Genomic DNA, 19,043 nt, shown 5'->3' with positions numbered 1-19,043 from the left:
AAGCCGTTGTAGTCGGGCGGGTTGTGGCTGCCCGTGACGACGATGCACGAATCGACGCGGCGTTCGCCGCCCTTCAGCGCGAGCGGGACGTTCGCCGCGAAATAGCCGACCGGCGTCGGCACCATGCCGACGTCGACCACGTCGACGCCTGCCGCACGCAGGCCGTCGGCCAGTGCGCCGACGAGGTCCGGCCCGGACAGGCGGCCGTCGCGCGCGACGACGACCGCATCGCCGCCCTGCGCACGCACTTCACTGCCGAATGCCCGGCCGATCGCGCGCGCGGTGTCGGTGTCGAGCGTCTTGCCGACCACGCCACGAATGTCATATGCCTTGAAGATGGATTGGGAGATCATCGATTCTCTTCTCTCGGTTGCGTGCATGGAAAATTGTCTGGCTTGCCTGGCCGCCGCTCGCCGGTGCCGCGCATGATACATGCGGGCCCGGCACGGCGTGAAACCGCTGGCGCCGAACGGCGGGAGCGACCCCGATCCCACTTATAATCGCGGGTTTTGATGACGCGCATGCCGCCCATTTTAATGCCTAGCCGTCCCGTCGCCGCCAACCTGCAGCCCCCGGGCGCCCTGCCGGCCGCCTCGCGCGCACGCCGCTGCCGCGCATGCTGAAGCGCTTCGGCAACCCGGACGTCGCGAAGGCCGTCGCGAATCTCGTCTGGCTGGGGCTCGAACGGCTCACGCAGATCGGCGTCGCGATCGCGATCAGCGGCCTGCTGGCCCGTTATTTCGGGCCAGATGTGTTCGGCAAATGGCAGTATGCGAATACGCTCCTCCTGGTACTGGCGCCGCTCACCTGGGTGTGCGGCGCGGAAATCCTCGTCCCGACCATCGTCCAGCGCCCGCCCGCCCAGCTCGGCGCGGTGCTCGGCAGCGCATTCGCGCTGCGCATCGCCGTCTCCGTCGCCGCGCTCGTCGCGACCTGGATCGCGATCGCCGCGGGCGCCTTCGATCCGCTGGTCGGCGCGATGCTCGCGGGCCTCGCGGTCACGATGGTGTTCCGCGAGCCGTTCGTCGGCGTCATCAACGCGTGGCTGCAGAGCATGACCTACAGCAAGCCGCAGCTCATCACCAGCATGGTCACCGCGCTGGTGAAGGCGCTGCTCGTCTGGCTGCTGGTCCGCGCGGCCGCGGGCCCCGCCCGCTTCGCGTGGCTGTGGGCGCTCGAGGCCGCCGCAATCGGCTTCGCGCTGCTGCTGTACTACCGGCATCGTAACGGCGGCGCGCTCGGCTGGACGTTCGACAAACCGCTGTTCAGGCACTTTGCAACGGCCGGCACGGTGTTCTGGCTCGGCCTCATCTGCATGTACCTGTTCCTGAAGCTCGACCGCCTGATGCTCGAGCGTCACGTGTCGTTCGCCGATCTCGGCCGCTACTCGGCCGCGCAGCAGCTCAACGAGAACTGGATCACGCTCGCGCTGATGCTCGCGCAGACGATCGCGCCCGCCTTCGTCTACCGCGTGCAGGACGTCGCGCGGCTGCGCCGCAACATCGTCCGGCTGATCGCGATGACGGCGTGCCTGATGACGGCCGGCGCGCTCGTGCTCGACGCCGCCGCCCCGCTGATCGTCGGCAAGGTGTTCGGCCACGGCTACGAGGCGTCGGTCGACATCTTCCGCTGGGCGGTCTGGCTGTCCGTGCCGGCCGGCATCGAGGCGATAGGCAATCTTATCGTTCTCAAATATCAAGCAAAATTCGTGTTGCTGTCGAAATGGCTGCTCGCGCTCGCGATCGCGGCGCTCGTCAACCTGTTCGCGATCCCGCGGCTCGGCCTGTACGGCGCGCTCGTCGGGCTGGCGGCCGGCTACCTGGCCGCCGCCGCCGTCAATTTTTATTACATCCGTTTCAAGCTGCGACCATGACGTCCCCTGATTGCCCGCCCCCGCTCGACGACGTGGCCGTGCTGATGCCGGCCTACAACGGGCACGACGACGTCGTTCGGACCCTCGCGTCGTTTCGCGAGGATGCGCCCGTGCACGTGCTGATCGTCGACGACGGCAGCACGCCGCCGATCGTCGCACCCGACCTGCCCGGCCTCACGATCGACGTGCTGCGCATGCCGCAGAACGGCGGCATCGAGCGTGCGCTCGCGGCCGGCATCGATGCGCTCGCCGCGCGCGGCTTCCGCTATGCGGCGCGCATCGACGCGGGCGATCTCGCCGCGCCTCAGCGCCTCGCCAAAGAGCGCGCGTACCTCGGCGCCCACCCGCGCGTGGCCTGTGTCGGCATGTGGACTCAAGTCGTGTCCCGCGCCGGCGAGCCGCGCTTCATGCTGACCCCGCCCGCCGATCCGGGCACGCTGCGCCGCACGCGCTTCCTGCGCTCGCCGCTCGTGCATCCGTCGGTGATGCTGCGCATCGACGCCGTGCGTGAAGTGGGGAACTATCGTGCGAAATACCGTGCGGCCGAGGATCTCGATCTTTTTTTGCGGTTAATGGAACGCTACGATTGCGCGAACCTGCCGGAACTGGGCCTCTATTACGAACTGAACGAGGGCGGGATCAGTGCGACCAAGCGCCGGCGCCAGTTGGTGTCGACGCTCACGCTGCTGCTGAGCCATTTCAACGCGCTGAACCCGTACGACTGGGCCGGCCTCGCCAAGAACCTGCTGCATTTCGTGACGCCGTACCGGACGTTGCAGCGGATCAAGCAGACGCTGTTCGCCGCGCGGCCGTCCGCGTGACGCCCATTCGGCGTATCCGGCATTTACGACGCTTTATTTATTCTTTTTTTCATGTCCTCCACCTCCCCGCTGCGCATCGCGCTCGTCTGCAACACGGCCTGGGCGATCTACACATATCGCCACGGGCTGATCCGTACGCTCGTCGCGCGCGGCGCCGAGGTCATCGTGATCGCGCCGCACGACCGCACGGTGCCGCTGCTCGAGCAGATGGGCTGCCGCTACGTGGCGCTCTCGGTTGCATCGAAAGGCACGAGCCCGCGCGAGGATCTCGGCACGCTCGCCGCGCTGGTGCGTCACTACCGTGCGCTGAAGCCCGATCTCGTGTTCCACTACACGATCAAGCCGAACATCTACGGCTCGGTCGCCGCGTGGCTCGCGCGCGTGCCGTCGATCGCGGTGACGACCGGGCTCGGCTACGTCTTCATCCAGAAGAGCCGCGCGGCAAGCGTCGCGAAGCGCCTGTACCGGTTCGCGTTCCGCTTCCCGCGTGAAGTGTGGTTCCTGAACCGCGACGATCTCGCGACCTTCACCGATGAGCGGCTGCTCGCGCATCCCGATCGCGCGCGGCTGCTGCACGGCGAAGGCGTCGATCTCGAACAGTTTGCCCCGGTGCCGCTGCCGGCCGGCGACGCACCCGTCTTCATCCTGATCGGCCGGCTGCTGTGGGACAAGGGTGTGCGCGAATATGTGGAAGCCGCTCGCATCGTGCGCGCGCGCTTCCCGAACGCGCGCTTCCAGCTGCTCGGGCCGCTCGGCGTCGACAATCCAAGCGCGATCGGCCGCGCGGATGTCGATGCGTGGGCCGCCGAAAGCGTGATCGAATATCTCGGCGAAGCGCACGACGTGCGCCCGCATATCGCGGCGGCCGACTGCGTCGTGCTGCCGTCGTACCGCGAAGGCGTGCCGCGCACGCTGATGGAAGCATCGGCGATGGGCCGCCCGATCGTCGCGACCGACGTGCCGGGCTGCCGCGACGTCGTCGCCGACGGTGACACGGGCTTCCTGTGCCGCGTGCGCGACAGCGCGAGCCTCGCGGAGCAGCTGCTCCGCATGATCGAACTCGGAACGGCCGGACGCGACGCGATGGGCGCGCGCGGCCGGCAGAAGGTCACGACGGAATTCGACGAACAGCAGGTCGTCGAACGCTACCGGCGTACTATCCATTCGTTAACCGGTATCACCCTCTGAAGGAGCGCATCAGCAATGACCGCTAAAGGCACCATCCTCGTCACGGGCGGAGCGGGCTATATCGGCTCGCACACGACCGTCGAACTGCTCGGCAACGGCTACGATGTTGTGATCGTCGACAACCTCGTCAACAGCAAGGCCGAATCCGTGCGCCGCATCGAGCGGATCACGGGCAAGACGCCCGCGTTCCATCAGGTCGACGTGTGCGACGAAGCCGCACTCGCCAAGGTGTTCGACGCGCACCCGATCACCGGCACGATCCATTTCGCGGCGCTCAAGGCCGTCGGCGAATCGGTGGAGAAGCCGCTCGAGTACTACCAGAACAACATCGGCGGCCTGCTTGCCGTGCTCAAGGTCATGCGCGAGCGCAACGTCAAGCAGTTCGTGTTCAGCTCGTCCGCGACCGTATACGGCGTGCCCGAGCGCTCGCCGATCGACGAATCGTTCCCGCTGTCCGCGACGAACCCGTACGGCCAGTCGAAGCTGATCGCCGAGCAGATCCTGCGCGATCTCGAAGTCTCGGACCCGACGTGGCGGATCGCCACGCTGCGCTACTTCAACCCGGTCGGCGCGCACGCGAGCGGGCTGATCGGCGAGGATCCGGCCGGCATCCCGAACAACCTGATGCCGTACGTCGCGCAGGTCGCGGTCGGCAAGCTGGAAAAGCTGCGCGTGTTCGGCTCCGACTACCCGACACCGGACGGCACCGGCGTGCGCGACTATATCCACGTCGTCGATCTCGCGAAGGGGCACATCGCCGCGCTCGACGCGCTCGCGAAGCGCGACGCGAGCTTCGTTGTGAACCTCGGCACGGGCCAGGGCTACAGCGTGCTGGAAGTCGTGCGTGCGTTCGAAAAGGCGTCGGGCCGCCCGGTGCCGTACGAGCTCGTCGCACGCCGCCCGGGCGATATCGGCGAGTGCTACGCGAACCCGCAGGCCGCGGCCGACATCATCGGCTGGCGTGCCGCGCTCGGCATCGAAGAAATGTGTGCCGACCACTGGAGATGGCAGGAGGGGAACCCGCGCGGTTTTGTATAATCCGCTGTCCATTTTTCGAGCGATCCCATGCTCAGCTTCGCGTCCGGCTTCATCGTCTCCCTGCTCGTCACGCTGTTCATCGTGCGCTATGCGCACCTTCACGAGAAATTCTCGATCGACAGCGACCTGGCCGGCGTGCAGAAATTCCACGTGCGGCCCGTGCCGCGGGTCGGGGGCATCGGGATCCTCGCGGGGGTCGTCGTTGCGGCGCTGATCCTGTCCCGGCGCTATCCGACGATCGCCGGCAGCATCCTGGGCATCACCGCCTGCGGGCTGCCGGCATTCCTGTCGGGCCTCGTCGAGGATCTGACCAAGCGGGTGTCGCCGCGCGCGCGGCTGCTCTGCACGATGGGCGCGGCCGCGCTGGCGTTCTGGCTGATGAACATTGCAGTCACGCGCATCAGCGTGCCGCCGCTGGACTTCCTGCTCGGTTATGTCGCCATTTCGGCGTTCATCACCGTGCTCGCGGTCGCGGCGCTCGCGAACGCGGTCAACATCATCGACGGCTTCAACGGGCTCGCGTCGATGGTCAGCTTCATGATGTTCGCGTCGCTCGCGTACGTGGCGTTCCAGGTCGGCGACCCGGTGGTCATGTCCGCGTCGATCATCATGATGGGCGCCGTGCTCGGCTTCTTCCTATGGAATTTTCCGGCCGGGCTGATCTTCCTCGGCGACGGCGGCGCGTACTTCATCGGCTTCATGCTCGCGGAGCTCGCGATCATGCTCGTGATGCGCAACCGCGAGGTGTCCGCGTGGTACCCGGTGCTGCTGTTCATGTACCCGATCTTCGAGACTTGCTTCTCGATCTACCGAAAGAAATTCATCCGCGGGATGTCACCCGGCATCCCGGATGGCGTGCACCTGCACATGCTCGTGTACAAGCGGCTGATGCGCTGGGCCGTCGGCACAAAGCACGCACATGATCTGACACGGCGGAATTCGCTGACGTCGCCGTATCTGTGGCTGCTGTGCCTCGTCGCGGTGATACCCGCGACGCTGTTCTGGCGGCACACGGTGCACCTGTTCGCGTTTGTGGTGCTGTTTGCGCTGACCTATGTGTGGCTCTATCTGAGCATCGTGCGGTTCCGTGCGCCGCGGTGGATGGTGGTACGCAAGCACAGACCCAGTCGCTGAGCCGTTCTCGGCCCGGCATGAACAAAGCGCCCCGAAGGGCGCTTTTCTTTTTGGCGGGCCGGCTGACCGCTACGTGGCGACCACACGGACCTCGGCGTTCAGCGGTTCGACGCGAACTGTACGCTCTTCAGCGCCGGAACGGCAGCCGTCTGATACTCGGGCACCCAGCGGCGCAAATCGCGCCGCACTTCGTCGTCGGGCAGCACACGATGCTGCATCAGCCACGGCAGCAACTCGTCGAGGAAATTGTCCGGCACTTCCCGCGCCCGCGCGATCCGCAGCTTCGGATGCGGGGTACGCGTCGTCGCCTCGTCGTCCGCCAGCAACTCCTCGTAGAGCTTCTCGCCAGGCCGCAGCCCGGTGAACTCGATCCGGATCTGCTCTTCCGAGAAACCGTACAGTCGGATCAGGTCGCATGCGAGATCGACGATCTTCATCGGCTCGCCCATGTCGAGAATGAAGATCTCGCCGCCATGCCCCATGCTCGATGCCTGCAGCACGAGCTGCGACGCTTCCGGGATGGTCATGAAGAAGCGCGTGATCTCCGGATGCGTGACCGTGACCGGGCCGCCCTTCGCGATCTGCTGCTGGAACTTCGGAATCACGCTGCCCGCGCTGCCGAGCACGTTACCGAAGCGCACCGTCTCGAACTGAGTGCGCCCGCTCGTCTGCTGCAACGCCTGGCAGGCCATTTCGGCGAGGCGCTTGCTCGCGCCCATCACGTTGGTCGGATTGACTGCCTTGTCGGTCGAGATCAGCACGAAATGACGCACGTCGTGGCGGATCGCCGCGCGGGCCACCCGATACGTGCCGAGCACGTTGTTGCGCAGCGCCTGCCACGCGTTGTGCTCCTCCATCAGCGGCACGTGCTTGTAGGCGGCTGCGTGGAACACGATGTGCGGCGCATGACGCGACATTACCTGGTCGAGCAGCAGCGAATCCTTCGCATCGCCGATGATCGGCACGACCGGCAGGTCGGGGAAGCGCTCGCGCAGTTCCTCGGTCAGCCGGTACATCGCGTACTCGGACAGATCGAACGCGACGAGCTGCGCCGGCGCGAAGCGCAGGATCTGCCGGCACAGCTCGGAGCCGATCGAGCCGCCCGCGCCCGTCACCATCACGACGCGCCCGCGCAGCAGCGCCTCGACGTGCGGCGTGTCGATCGTCACGGCATCGCGGCCGAGCAGATCCTCGAGATCGATGTTCCGCACCTGCGACAGGAAACCCTGCCCCGGCAGCAGCGCGGTCAGCGACGGCAGCACCATCGCCTTCACGCCGGCCCGCACACACAGTGTCGCGACGCGACGCTGGGTCTCGACCGACGCCGACGGAATTGCGATGATCGCGTATTCCACCTTCATTGCATCGGTCCAGTGCTTGAGATCGTTGAACGAGCCGAGCACCTTGTAGCCGTAGATTTCGCGGCCCTGCTTCGTGACGTCGTCGTCGAGCAGGCCGACGAGGCGCCATTCGCCCGAGCGTGAGAGTTCGCGTGCGAGGCTCGCGCCTGCCGTGCCGGCGCCGAGCACCAGCACTGGTTTGCCCTTCCCGACGAGCCCGCCGTACAGGTAGTACTCTTTCGTGGCGCGATACAGCGCACGTGCGCCGCCCATCGCCAGAAACAGCATCAGCGGCGACACGAGCAGCACCGAGCGCGGAATGATCGGTTGCGGCTGGAACATCACGGCACCGATCATCACGATCACGCCGCCGCCCACTACTGCCTTCGATATACGCATCAGGTCGGGCAGGCTCGCGAATACCCACAGCCCGCGATACAGGCCGAACCCGTGAAACATCAACGCGTAGACGGGCAGCACCCACATGAGTGCCATCAGCGCGCCGCTCAGGAAATCATGCGGAACGCTGCCATTGAAACGAACGAGATAAGCGAACAACCACGCGGCGGTGACCGCCGTCAGGTCAAACAGGAAAGCGCTCAGCGAAAGCCATGATGCTTTGGATCGCAACATCGGCAGGAAACCTCAAGAGTTATTTTCGGCGGCGGACTGAAACCGGCGCCAACGCATGTCGATCACCAATCCGATACATGCCAGGACGCCGTACCACGCGAAGAACGAAAGCCACTGCTGCAGTTCAGGGCGGTCCTTTGCCCACACGGCGACGATTATGCCTGCGAGCATGATGAGGTACCAATACAGAGCAGTCCGGCGGTGACCTACGCCGGCCCGGACCATTCTTTGATAATAATGCTCCCGGTGCGCCTGCCAGAACTTTTCGCCTCGTAACAGCCGTCTCAAAAGTGTTACAGATGCGTCGGCGATAAAGGGCGCGAACACCAGCGCAGGAAACCAGATCGGCCACACGCCGCCGCGCCAGCCCCAGTAGCCAAGGGCGCCCGCCAGGAATCCGAGCGGAATCGAGCCGGCATCGCCGAGAAACAGCCGGGCCGGGTGGAAATTCAGCAGCAGGAAGCCGAGCGCGGCGCCGGCGACGGCCGAGCCGGCCACGACCAGATCCGGCGACGGCGTCGGGGCGGTCAGCGCCGCGACCGCGTACGCGCCGAAGCCGAACAGCGCCATGCCGCCCGCGAGGCCGTCGGCGCCGTCCATGAAGTTGTACAGGTTCGTCAGCCAGACCATCACGAAGCCAATGCCGACCACCAGCCACCACGGGGCCTGGGCCGGAAACGCGATGATGAGCGCAACGACCGCCACGAGGTGCGCCGAGAACCGCACGCGCGCAGGCAGCCCCCGCCGGTCGTCGATCTGGGACATCGCGGCAAGCCCGGCGGCAGCGACGGCGATCAGCCACAAGTGCGGCGCGAGCGCGAACAGCGCAATGACGCAGACCGGTACGATGCCCCAGCCGCCGACGCGTGGCGTAGGCCGCGTATGGAGCGAACGGTCGTTCGGAATGTCGGTGGCAAGGCGCCACGCAAGGCCGGTCGCGAGCAGTACGCGCAGAATGACCGTCGACGCGATGGCAGCGGCCAGCGCCACCGCGGCCGCACCGGGCCACGTGGATAACGGGAAAGGCATGTTGGCTATTGTTGTGTATTGCGCGAACGATACCATGCGGCGGTCGCTTCGAGGCCTTGTCTTGTCGTATAAGGCGGATGCCAGCCGAGCACGCGCGTGATCCGGCCTGTATCGAGCTCAAGGCTGCCAGTCAGTCGGTCGATCGCCGCGCGGCGGCCGGTAAGCGTGCCCAGCGCACGCAGCAAGGGAGACGGGACGGCGATCAGGCGGGCCGGCTTGCCGAGTGCCTCGCCAACCAGACGTAACAGGCCCGTGACGGACGGCGCATTGTCATCGGCGACGTGGAAGCATTCTCCGGCCGCGCGCGGATCGATCGCGCATTGCAGCAGTGCGTCGGCCAGGTTGTCGACGTAGACGATACTGCGGCGTGCCGTGATGGAGCCGAGCGGCAGCGGCAGCCCGCGTGCAACCGCGTCCATCATGCGCAGGAAGTTGGCCCGCACGCCCGGACCGTAGACCAGCGGTGGACGAACGACCACGACGTCGAGCCCGTTCGACGCACCGAATTGCGCGAGCTGCCGCTCCGCTCGCAACTTCGAGCGACCATATGCATCCTGCGGCTGTGGACTCACCGCTTCTGACACCGGCGCACCGCCGTCGCTCTCGCCAACCGCCTTGATGCTGCTTGCGAAGACGATGCGGCGCACGCCGTTCCGGCGCGCGGCTTTAGCGAGACGCAAGGTACCGGCGACGTTGGTCGCATCGAATGCGGCGTCGGGATCTGGTGACTCATCGCGCATCACGTGGACGCGCGCCGCCAGATGGATCACGCCGTCGACCGCGAGGTCGTCGGGCCACGTGTCACCGAGACCATCGAAATCGGGCGCATCGTGCACCCATTCGCGCACGCCTGGTATGCATCCGTCCCGACGGCGCACCAGGCCGGTGACGTCATGCCCCGCCGCGAGCGCGAGCCGGCACACCGCTCGGCCGACGAAGCCATTCGCGCCGGTCACGACGATGCGGCTCACCACCACCTCCAGCCGAAGCGGTTGTAGAACTTGAAAGCCGATGCCGCGAACATCCGGATATGCGAGAAGCCCTTACGGGACGCTCCACCGCCGTGGTGAACCACGCGAACCGACGGGACATATGCGACGCGGGCGAGACGGTGCGTTCGCAGGCTCAAGTCGTAATCTTCGAAGTACAGGAAGTAACGGGGATCGAACCCGCCCAGCTTTTTCAGGACTTCGGTCCGGAACAGCATGAAGCACCCGCTGATTATCGGGGGGTCCCATACGATGTCGCAATCGTTGATGACATCGCGCATTTCGTAGCGGGCAAGGCGATTCGTGAAAGGCTGCTGGAACCGCGCGGGCAGGAAGCCGCGCACGAGCAGGTCGAGCAGCGCCGGATAGCGGCGGCAGAGATATTGCGGCCCGCCGGATTCGTCGCCGATACGGGGAGCGAGCGCACCTGCATCCAGATTCGAATCGAAGAACGTGCGAGCGGCAACCAGGGCGTGCGCGTCCAGATCGATATCGGGATTCAGGATTAGATGAAGCGCGCGCGTCGATAGGTCGATCGCGAGATTGTGTCCTCGCCCATAGCCGACGTTTCCGTGTCCCGTCAGAACCCTACATCTGACGCCCTGCGCGTCGAGCCGGCGTGTCACTGCACCGACATCGCCGAGGCCGCCGTTATCGACCAGATACAAGTCGACCGGACACGTGGGCGACGCCGCGCGCAAGTGCGCGCAGGCCGTGCCCAAGCTGACGAGTGTCTGCTCGAGTTGAACAGCGTCAGGACGGTATACGACGATGGAAACCGACAAGCCGTCGGCATCTTGCGACAGCGCGCTTGTTACATTCATCCGTGGTTCGGCAACGCGCTCGCATGACGAAGCGCCGGGTGTATAGGGCAGCCCATTCTATGCATCTGGACACACGAAGGCAGTTGCAAGCGGGCCGCGTTCATATCGGGCAATTAATCGGCTTGCTCGGAAAGCAGTCGCTCGCTCTCCTTGCCCGCCCGGTTTCGGATCGCATTGCGAAACAGATCGGACGGCCTCGGGATACACCCCGCGGCCGTCGTCTGCTTCACGAGCGACGTGTGCCGGGTCCGGATTGCATGCGACGTACCAGGAACGATCTTGTGAATGCCGCCACTGTTGATGACGGAGATATTCCATCCCCAATCTTCATATCCGATGTTGTTCTTGAAATCGGTGCCCGAATACGGCACCGACCTCAAAAAATCCCTGGATGTGAAGACGAGGGACGTCCACGCATTGGTAAATGCAAGCTGCGCGACATGGAAACTCGGATCTTCCATGTCGACGTGCAGATAGATATTCGGTGTAGCGCCGAAACACACGTTCACTTCGGGATGCCATGCGACATTGCGACGATCGGCTTCGGCGGCCTTGTGCGCCGCGACGAGCCAGTCGGTACACCAGATGTCGTCAGCATCGAGAAACCCGATCCATTTCCCGTTTGCTTCGTCCGCGGCGGAATTGCGCGCATAGCCGAGGTCGCCATGCTCGACCGTCACGATTCGCAAATCCTCGCGCCGCGACGCGTATTCTTCAAACACCTGCAGCGTCAGCGCGTTCGGCTTGTCGAGAACGGCGAGCATTTCGACACGTAATCCAGCCGCCGCCGCGGCATCCGCGCTGCGCGACAAGCTGTTGAGCGAGGCGTGCGCAAGCAGCCCCTCGGCGTGGCCATTGATGACTGCTGTAATATCGAACTTCGTCATGGTCAGTTGATAAACGACGGAGATACGCGAAGGGTTGCGCAGAACTGCTCCCACGAGTGCTCGCTTTGCACCCAGTCGATCATGCGCTCCGCACGCTGCCTGGCTTCATCGGGACGGCGGACAATGTCTTGCAACGCGGCAACGTATGGATCGGCATCCTTGTACGACTGCACCAACCACCCCGTGCGCTCCGTCACGAGATCCGGAATCCCACCCACTGCGGATGCAACCATGGGAATACCCGTGCACGCGATATCGGCTAGCGTCAGCGGCAAGCCATCCCAGAGCGAGGTGTAGAGAAACGCATTGTAATCGTTGATCGGAAGACTCGCCGTCGACGGGAACGGGCCCTTGACGGTCAGGTTACCGAGCACGCGCTGCGCGTCCGCCAGCTTCGACGCGTAGGCATCGTCCCCATAGCCGTAAACGTCGAAGTGGAAGTCTGGCGCACGCCGAGCGATTTCGACCAGCAGATCGACATTCTTCTGCTTGCAGAAACGACCGGCCCACATCACCCGATTGCCCGCTTTCGGGGCGCCCTTGTATGTCCCGACAGCCACATTGCCGACAGGCTGGTGAAGCGTGACGAGCCTCGATCGCATGCTCGCAGGCACACCATAATCCGCCGCCAGTTCGGCCATGAAACCGGCGTTGTCGAAATAGACTTTCGTCAGATACGGTACGCTGTCCCGAAAGTGTGTATCGGCATAGCCGGCCGCGCGACCGTCCGGCGTATAGTCGCGGCAGAACAGGCACGCATACAGTTCGGTCAACTTGCTCAACGCGGCGCCCTTCTTCGCGATGGCATCCCAGCAAGCACCGCTATTGACGTTCATGACCGACTTCGGACGCAACGCCAAGATCAGTGACTCCACCAACTGGATTCGGTCCGCACGTGTCAGCGATGGCTCGATTTCGGACAGCACCCGCACGTGCGTGCCAGCCGGCAGCCAGTCGATGGCATCGGTACGGTCGTAGTCGGTCAGCACGATCAGTGTCGAGTCGATGCCGTTTTCCTGGATGCTTGCACGAACGACATTCGCCGCGGCGAGATCGGCACCTCCGCGCACTAGCCATGGCACGAACACGATATGCTCGAACGCGCAGGGCAACGAATCGAAAAGCCTTTGCCACGCACCGATACCGGACCACGACTGTCCGCCGTAACTGATGCCGAGCAATGCCGGCTCCGCAAAAGCGGAGTCGAGAAGAATGGTGGGCTCCAGTTCACCGGCTTCGGCGACCATTTTTTCGATGGTCCCCAGGACGTGGGCGGGCAGCCCGCCGTGACGCCCTTGTGGCCGGCCAATCGTCATGTAATGGACGAGCGGATGCATTCCGCTCGTCGCGACGTCCGGGTAGGCCCACGTGTACCAGCGCCCGTCGAAGAAACGATGAGCACGCCGCCCCTCGAATCCCCCGTGCCTAACGTAGTGATCGAGTGGGTCGGGCAAACTTGCCAGATCGGGATTGAGCCTGCAATACAGTTCGAGGTCGAACAAGCCGGACTGCTCGATGATCCGCCGGATTTCCTGCGAGGAAGATTGCTCGTCGCTCGCGATGGAATCGCCCGGCCCCGCATCGGAATTCTCCTGGTCCGTCGCGCGCACGGTCACCGGTGCGAAATGACGTCCCTCTTGCTTGCCGAATGCCAAGTAATGGACGAGCGGATTGACCCCCGCGGCCCGAACATCAGGGTTATCGTCGAGATAGCGGTTACCGTCGAACGACATGCTCGGCTGCCGCGCTTCCCTCCACCCGAATTGCAGGTAATGAACAACGGGATCGATAGCCGCATCCGCTACGTCCGGATAGGTCGCCAGATAATATGCGCGATCGAATAACGGCGATGTACGCAGCAACCCGGCTTCGTCCACCGATACGTCCGGTGATTCAGTGAAGCGTCTTGCAAGCCTCCCCACGCGCCGACGCGCAGCCCCAAATCGATCAATTAGCATAGTTGATGTACCGCGGCCGGACTCTGGAGATGGACGAGGAATGAGGCTGATCTCTGCCTTGTGTTGCGCGAGCAATTCCGTCAGATTCTGATTGGCCAGCTCGTTGGCGGCATTGATTTTGTGGCATTCGTCCAACCTTTTCTCTAGCCATTGCTTCTCGGTAGTGAGTTCATTGATATCGCTCTTGAGCTGGCGCGTCATTGCTTCGAGCCGTTCGATCTCCGACCGGTGCTCAGCAAGCGCTGCGCTCAGATGTTGCTTGTCCTGCTCCATGGCGACGTTGGCAGTCTTATAGTTGCTCCACTGCACTTCAAGCCATTCCTTGCCCCGCACCAGGGATGCGATATCGTCTTTGAGCTGGCTGACAATACCTTCGAGGCGCTCAATGTCCCGTTCGTGTTCCCGCTGCGACCCGATCAGGCCCAGCCGTTCCCGCTCGAGGGTGACATTGCTCGAGTAGATCTCTGCCGACGTCTGTATGAGCAGTTGCATGGCGCTGGCCAGTTGCCGGGGAAACGCCGCCATGTTCTTTGCGAGCGTCGCCTCCGCCGTCGAGCGCATGTGTGCTGAATCCTTGCTCATCGACTGATCATGGAGGCGGTAATAGCCGAGTTCTCGTGGCACGAACCGTGCCGTGAATCCGGACGCGACGATCCGGATCCACAAGTCCCAATCGCAGCACCCTCCGAGCAACTTATCAAAGCCCCCTACCTTGTCGAGGGCGGACGCGCGCACCATCACGCAGACCGGCGGGAAATATCCGCCGAGCATCAGCGACGGCAAGATATTGCCGTTCAGTTCGGCTCGCGCATGCGCAACTTTATGCAGATCTGCCACTTCACCTTGCTCATCGACACGGATGATGTCGCAGTAAGCCATACCGGCATCCTTGTCGCCGATAAGCGCCTGTGACAATTCTTCGATCATCGTCGGTGCAAGCCAATCGTCAGCGTCCAGGAAGACCAGAAACTCCCCACTGCTGGCGGCAATTGCGTTATTGCGCGCGATCGCAACACCCGCATTCGCTTGCACGATCAATTTGATGCGAGGGTCACCCAATGCTCGTACGAGTTCCGCCGGATCTTCCGCGGAGCCATCGTTCACGAGCAGAACTTCGATATCATCAAATGTCTGCTTCAGTACACTCTCCAAGCATTGCCGGAGATACTTCAGCTGATTGAAAAAGGGGACAATAACCGAAACGGTAGCCATCGAGGTCCTTCAATCTGATCACGGTTGCACGGCTGTGTTCTTTGAAAAGCGAGCAATCGTCTCGCTCATGCCGTCGCGGAAGGTTGTCTTCGGCACCCAACCGAGCACCTGTTTGGCACGCGATACGTCGAGAATACTGACCGGTACGTCAAATGAGCGCGCGGCCTCGTACTTGACGCAAACCGGCGTACCGAGAATCTCGCCGATCGTCTCAACAATCTGCCTGAGCGACGTGCCTTCACCGGAGCCGATATTGAAGACGGGGTCCATGCGCCCGAACGCGGCGCTCGGGGAGTCCATTGTCGCGACGAACGCGTCCACCGCATCGTCGATATACAGGTAATCGCGAACGACCGAGCCATCGCCCCATATCTGAATGTCGAGACCGGCCAGCGCGCGCCACGCGAAGATCGACGCGGCGCCCAACTGGCCCTCGACGTTCTGCCCAGGCCCGAACGGATTGCTGACACGCAGGATGCGCGCGTCCACATTGAACTGCCGGCGATAGAGCATCGCATAGCCTTCAACCGCCGCTTTCGACGCGCCATACACGCCGAGGGGCCGCAGCGGATGCGACTCAGAGACCCGATCGGCTTCCGGTACGCCATAGACCGTTCCGCCCGACGAAGCAAAAACGAACGGAACGCCCGGGTGCCGCCGCATCGCCTCGAGCAGCGCAACGGTACCTATGACGTTGGTGGCGACGTCGTCGAGCGGCGCACCATTTGCCGTTCGCGGCACGGTCGACCACGCAAGATGGAAGACACCATCGACACCGTCAATGGCGTTGAGCCAGGTATCGATCGACGCGCCAAGCGGGCACTCGACGTCATTCGCGCAATCCATAACCCTTCTCATCGCACATCGCACGACGTGGCCATTCGCACGTAGTCGCTCGACGAGCAAATCGCCTACCAAGCGCCGGCAACTGTAGGTGTGCCCGCAAGTGCTGTCAAACGCCGTCCAATACCTGCCCACATCGATCGATGCCTCATCGACGGCGAACCGATCCGCCAAGGCGGCCGGGCTCCTTGTTGGTGACACGAATGTATCGCACCGCCCGACCCTGCCTGACGCTCGCTCCGATCCGTAGGCGTTCTCATCCGCCGTCCCAAAGTACCGGCAAGCGAAGGCGAGCCAGTCGCCCGCGAGCTTGTCGTATCGAGTGCGGACCCGATCAAAATGTCTGATGCGATTGAAGAACCGGGCAACGATGCTTTGAGTTCGGTACAGCTCACGGCCACGCCTTGTGTCTCGCTTCGAACGCGGCGAGATGGCAGGCCGGGCGTGCGCGGCGCGACTTCTCGAAGGCATCCAAGCGTAGCATCTGCCGGCCCTCCCCGCACTCGTGCGCAGGCGCTCCACCCATCCACGCGCGCACGATCTTTGGACAACCCGAGCCTCGGCAATGCTCGGTCGCGAAGGACATGCGGCTGCATCGACAGCCACATAGATTGGCGGTCGGGCCGCCGCATGATCGGCCGAGCGCTGGTCGTCGTTTTGTCAAGCATAAGCCGAATGCTGAGGCTCATACACGACGGCCAAGTACAAGTAAAACAAGAAAAATTATAGCGACAGCATTGTAGCCGATGAGTTTGGCATCGGGGTTCAACGAAAGTCATATACCCGTCGCAGACGAGAATGGAACGCATTGGAAGTGCAACAAAAAGTGTTCGAACACCTCTCATCCCGGATAGAAAACCGCCCCCCATCCATGCTCATTCCGGAATACGGTAGGCGAGACGAGAGCCTTTGCGCAATCTGGCCGCTACCTTTATGGGGCCAGAAACAAAGCAATTGAACGCAAAGACACATCAGGCGCCGGGCCATCGGTCCCGCAGCGACGAATGCTTCGCCTTCGGGATTCGAGCCGCGCTCCGCTTGTTCCTCGATGGAGCAGTTCCTACCCGGGTGTTGGACGACTGAAGGCCATTACGAGCGCAGCCGTCTGCGCGCACGCCATACGGTTTGCAACCCGTGCCGCGTCAGCTTGATCGCCCACGGCGCCTTGGCCTTGAGGTACTCCACGATCTTCCGCGTCGCAAAAATGGCCCTGCTGTTCTGATAGAAGGCGAGCTGACTGCGTAACGCGTGGAGTTCCTCCTCCAACGCGCCGGGCGCTGCAGAGGCGGCCTGCCCGCCCTCAAGAACATACAGTGGGAGCCTCACCTCCCCCGCCTCGACCATCTTGCCCGTCAACAACGCGTGGTACAACTCACGATGCCGCGCGACACGCTCCGGAGTGTGATACATCGAATTCGCACGACGCCGATAGAAGAAATGAATGCCGTTCGTTGCAATGAAGCGCTTCCCCGTGGCGAGTGCGCGGGAATAGAGATCCCAATCCTCATACGCTTCGAGTTCTTCACGATACTTCAGCTCGCGCAACACTACCGTACGCGCCATGCAGGTTGCGGTCGAAAAGCGGTTTTCGTACATGCCGAGCGCCCGCGCTTCGCCATAGAACACCGCGTAATCGGCGAATGCGGCCTGTCGACCGATCTGCCCTTCCTCTCGATCCAGGAAGAATCCGGTTTGCGGCACGACGAAATCGAATTCAGGATTGCGTTGCAATGCGTCGACCGCCAGTTCGATGAACTGGGGACCAATGAGATCGTCCGCATCGAGCGTGAGTATGAACTCTCCGCACACGTGCTGAAGCGCGACATTCCTGGTTGCCGCCAGCCCAAGATTCATGGGATTCCGAACGATGCGTATGCGCCCGCCCAACGTCTGAATGCGTTCGATCGCGAGGCAACTCAACGCGTCAGTCGAACAGTCGTCAACGACGACGATTTCAACGTTCTCGTAAGTCGACGCCAGGATCGAATCGAGTGTGCGCGGAAGATACTCGCCCAGATTGAAATGCGGTACGACTACCGATACGAGCGGGCGACTCGCGACCGACTTCGGCGCAGGCGGCGCCTGCAACATGTCCCACGGCGTCGGGTCGGAGGGCATTTTCACAATTTCCCGCACGCCATGCGCATAAGCAACGGCAAGGGCGGCGGCAAGCCCTTCTGCGGTACCGTCGAACTTGCAACAATTGAGACCATCACGCCATGGCGAACTGTCACCGAACGCCGGATTGTTGCCATTCAGCACGCAAATGGCACCGGCGAGCGAAGCCTCGTACGCCGACAAACAGAATGACTCGAACTGCGAAGTCGTCACGCTGATCGACCGGGACAGCAGATGCGCGCGCTCGATCGGGCTGGCATTGTCGAGAAAGACAAAGCGCCCCGCCAGATCGGGTGGAACCATCCGCCGCAGCCGCGCCATGGCATCCGGCGACGAATGTGCGGCAAATACGATGTTGCCGCGATATTCCGGATGCGCACGCACGAATCCGCACGCACCGCGGAGAAAGAGATCCGGCCGCTTCAGATACTGGATTTTCGATGGGAATACGATCGGCGTATCTGCGCAAGCGCTGATCGGCTCTCGCGCAACATCGCCGAAATCAAGTGTCACGGGCGGCGCGTGGACGTGGATGCGAGGCAGCCATTGTTCGTCTGAAAAGCCGAAGAAGGCTTTGATCGCGTGTCCGACTTCCGGAATCTGTGCGATGACGGAATCAGAATCGGCCAGCGCCTTGCGCTCGAGGTCATAGATCGCAAGTGCCTGCTTGTCGACCAGCCGGCTATCGACGTCGGCAAGCAGGCTGTCCACCGTATGCAAACGAACTGCGACGACACTGTCGTCGAACTCCCGCCCCAGGCGCTTTTCCTGCGTCGTGGCGAAACCGAGCCCTCCCCAGTCGGGAAATTCAATATAGTCCAGCTTGCCGACTTCGCGTGCGAGCTTGCGCAGCCCCTGCAACGCACGCACCGACCGCCAGTGCCATTCCGTATCCGTGAATGCCCATTCCGGCGGGTAGCAGACCCCGTTCTCGTCGACTAGCTCGTAATCGAGCTTCGATACAACGACGAGCTTGATCTGCGGATATACCGACGCGAATCGATTCGAATCGAGATCGTCACCGACCCAAACAATGGCCGTTTGAGCCGCCTGCGCGGGATCGAGCGACGACAACATGTTGGCGATAGCGCGACCAATGCCCCCGTGCGTAAACGGAAACAGCTCGGTGGTTACGAAAACTTTCATTGGCCCCTTG

General features: G+C 63.2%; 13 protein-coding genes and 1 pseudogene. 5 read left to right on the top strand and 9 right to left on the bottom strand.

What is annotated here, in order from left to right:
- Positions 1-380, bottom strand: a pseudogene (locus tag FFS49_RS37010) (phosphomannomutase/phosphoglucomutase); the annotation flags it as partial.
- 236 nt (positions 381-616) lie between these two features.
- Between FFS49_RS37010 and FFS49_RS37000 the strand changes: the two are divergent.
- From FFS49_RS37000 to FFS49_RS36980, 5 genes are read left to right on the top strand one after another with little or no spacing between them, the layout of a single operon-like run.
- Positions 617-1,873: an oligosaccharide flippase family protein gene (locus tag FFS49_RS37000; protein ID WP_105816070.1), complete on the top strand. Its 1,257-nt coding sequence runs from the start codon at positions 617-619 to the stop codon at positions 1,871-1,873.
- The gene (locus FFS49_RS36995) at positions 1,870-2,694 is read left to right on the top strand and encodes a glycosyltransferase (RefSeq protein ID WP_105816069.1); all 825 of its coding nucleotides are present in this window, start codon (positions 1,870-1,872) and stop codon (positions 2,692-2,694) included. Before FFS49_RS37000 ends, FFS49_RS36995 begins: the two co-directional genes overlap by 4 nt.
- A 51-nt stretch (positions 2,695-2,745) precedes the next feature.
- A complete protein-coding gene (locus FFS49_RS36990) occupies positions 2,746-3,882 on the top strand; it encodes a glycosyltransferase family 4 protein (protein ID WP_105816068.1) in 1,137 nt (378 codons plus the stop codon).
- Between the two features lie 15 nt (positions 3,883-3,897).
- On the top strand, positions 3,898-4,920 hold the full coding sequence (gene galE / locus FFS49_RS36985) for a UDP-glucose 4-epimerase GalE (RefSeq protein ID WP_105816067.1): 1,023 nt from the start codon (positions 3,898-3,900) through the stop codon (positions 4,918-4,920).
- A 27-nt stretch (positions 4,921-4,947) separates the two neighbouring features.
- Positions 4,948-6,054 (top strand): glycosyltransferase, encoded by a 1,107-nt coding sequence (locus tag FFS49_RS36980; protein WP_105816066.1) that lies wholly within the window; start codon positions 4,948-4,950, stop codon positions 6,052-6,054.
- 98 nt (positions 6,055-6,152) lie between these two features.
- On the opposite strand, the gene FFS49_RS36975 is transcribed toward FFS49_RS36980, so the two are convergent.
- From FFS49_RS36975 to FFS49_RS36940, 8 genes are all read right to left on the bottom strand, one after another.
- On the bottom strand, positions 6,153-8,027 hold the full coding sequence (locus FFS49_RS36975) for a nucleoside-diphosphate sugar epimerase/dehydratase (RefSeq protein WP_105816065.1): 1,875 nt from the start codon (positions 8,025-8,027) through the stop codon (positions 6,153-6,155).
- Between the two features lie 12 nt (positions 8,028-8,039).
- Positions 8,040-9,056: a glycosyltransferase family 4 protein gene (locus FFS49_RS36970; protein ID WP_224755749.1), complete on the bottom strand. Its 1,017-nt coding sequence runs from the start codon at positions 9,054-9,056 to the stop codon at positions 8,040-8,042.
- A 5-nt stretch (positions 9,057-9,061) separates the two neighbouring features.
- Complete coding sequence (locus FFS49_RS36965) at positions 9,062-10,027, bottom strand: SDR family oxidoreductase (RefSeq protein ID WP_105816063.1); 966 nt, start codon at positions 10,025-10,027, stop codon at positions 9,062-9,064.
- Positions 10,024-10,869, bottom strand: a complete 846-nt coding sequence (locus FFS49_RS36960; protein ID WP_137910217.1) for a glycosyltransferase — start codon at positions 10,867-10,869, stop codon at positions 10,024-10,026. Before FFS49_RS36960 ends, FFS49_RS36965 begins: the two co-directional genes overlap by 4 nt.
- A gap of 113 nt (positions 10,870-10,982) precedes the next feature.
- Positions 10,983-11,756 carry a glycosyltransferase family A protein gene (locus FFS49_RS36955; RefSeq protein WP_105816061.1) on the bottom strand — a complete coding sequence of 258 codons (774 nt, stop codon included), beginning with the start codon at positions 11,754-11,756 and terminating at the stop codon, positions 10,983-10,985.
- Between the two features lie 2 nt (positions 11,757-11,758).
- Entirely contained in the window at positions 11,759-14,926 is a 3,168-nt protein-coding gene (locus FFS49_RS36950; protein ID WP_105816060.1) for a glycosyltransferase, read from the bottom strand.
- Positions 14,927-14,944: 18 nt separating this feature from the next.
- Positions 14,945-16,240, bottom strand: a complete 1,296-nt coding sequence (locus tag FFS49_RS43025) for an NAD-dependent epimerase/dehydratase family protein (protein WP_105816059.1) — start codon at positions 16,238-16,240, stop codon at positions 14,945-14,947.
- Between the two features lie 618 nt (positions 16,241-16,858).
- Positions 16,859-19,033 carry a glycosyltransferase gene (locus FFS49_RS36940; protein ID WP_105816058.1) on the bottom strand — a complete coding sequence of 725 codons (2,175 nt, stop codon included), beginning with the start codon at positions 19,031-19,033 and terminating at the stop codon, positions 16,859-16,861.
- Positions 19,034-19,043 lie beyond the last annotated feature (10 nt).

It is taken from the genome of Burkholderia sp. 4NA327C6 (assembly GCF_005502655.1).
Taxonomy (GTDB): Bacteria; Pseudomonadota; Gammaproteobacteria; order Burkholderiales; family Burkholderiaceae; genus Burkholderia; species Burkholderia contaminans.
The sequence above is the reverse complement of the archived record's forward strand: the minus strand, read 5'-3'. Positions and strand labels throughout refer to the sequence as shown.

Excerpts from the sequence above, each read along its gene's own strand:
- FFS49_RS37000 (WP_105816070.1), top strand. The coding sequence starts at position 617 with ATGCTGAAGCGCTTCGGCAACCCGGACGTCGCGAAGGCCGTCGCGAAT.
- FFS49_RS36995 (WP_105816069.1), top strand. The coding sequence starts at position 1,870 with ATGACGTCCCCTGATTGCCCGCCCCCGCTCGACGACGTGGCCGTGCTG.
- FFS49_RS36990 (WP_105816068.1), top strand. The coding sequence starts at position 2,746 with ATGTCCTCCACCTCCCCGCTGCGCATCGCGCTCGTCTGCAACACGGCC.
- galE (WP_105816067.1), top strand. The coding sequence starts at position 3,898 with ATGACCGCTAAAGGCACCATCCTCGTCACGGGCGGAGCGGGCTATATC.
- FFS49_RS36980 (WP_105816066.1), top strand. The coding sequence starts at position 4,948 with ATGCTCAGCTTCGCGTCCGGCTTCATCGTCTCCCTGCTCGTCACGCTG.
- FFS49_RS36975 (WP_105816065.1), bottom strand. The coding sequence starts at position 8,027 with ATGTTGCGATCCAAAGCATCATGGCTTTCGCTGAGCGCTTTCCTGTTT.
- FFS49_RS36970 (WP_224755749.1), bottom strand. The coding sequence starts at position 9,056 with ATGCCTTTCCCGTTATCCACGTGGCCCGGTGCGGCCGCGGTGGCGCTG.
- FFS49_RS36960 (WP_137910217.1), bottom strand. The coding sequence starts at position 10,869 with ATGAATGTAACAAGCGCGCTGTCGCAAGATGCCGACGGCTTGTCGGTT.
- FFS49_RS36955 (WP_105816061.1), bottom strand. The coding sequence starts at position 11,756 with ATGACGAAGTTCGATATTACAGCAGTCATCAATGGCCACGCCGAGGGG.
- FFS49_RS36950 (WP_105816060.1), bottom strand. The coding sequence starts at position 14,926 with ATGGCTACCGTTTCGGTTATTGTCCCCTTTTTCAATCAGCTGAAGTAT.
- FFS49_RS43025 (WP_105816059.1), bottom strand. The coding sequence starts at position 16,240 with ATGCCTTCGAGAAGTCGCGCCGCGCACGCCCGGCCTGCCATCTCGCCG.
- FFS49_RS36940 (WP_105816058.1), bottom strand. The coding sequence starts at position 19,033 with ATGAAAGTTTTCGTAACCACCGAGCTGTTTCCGTTTACGCACGGGGGC.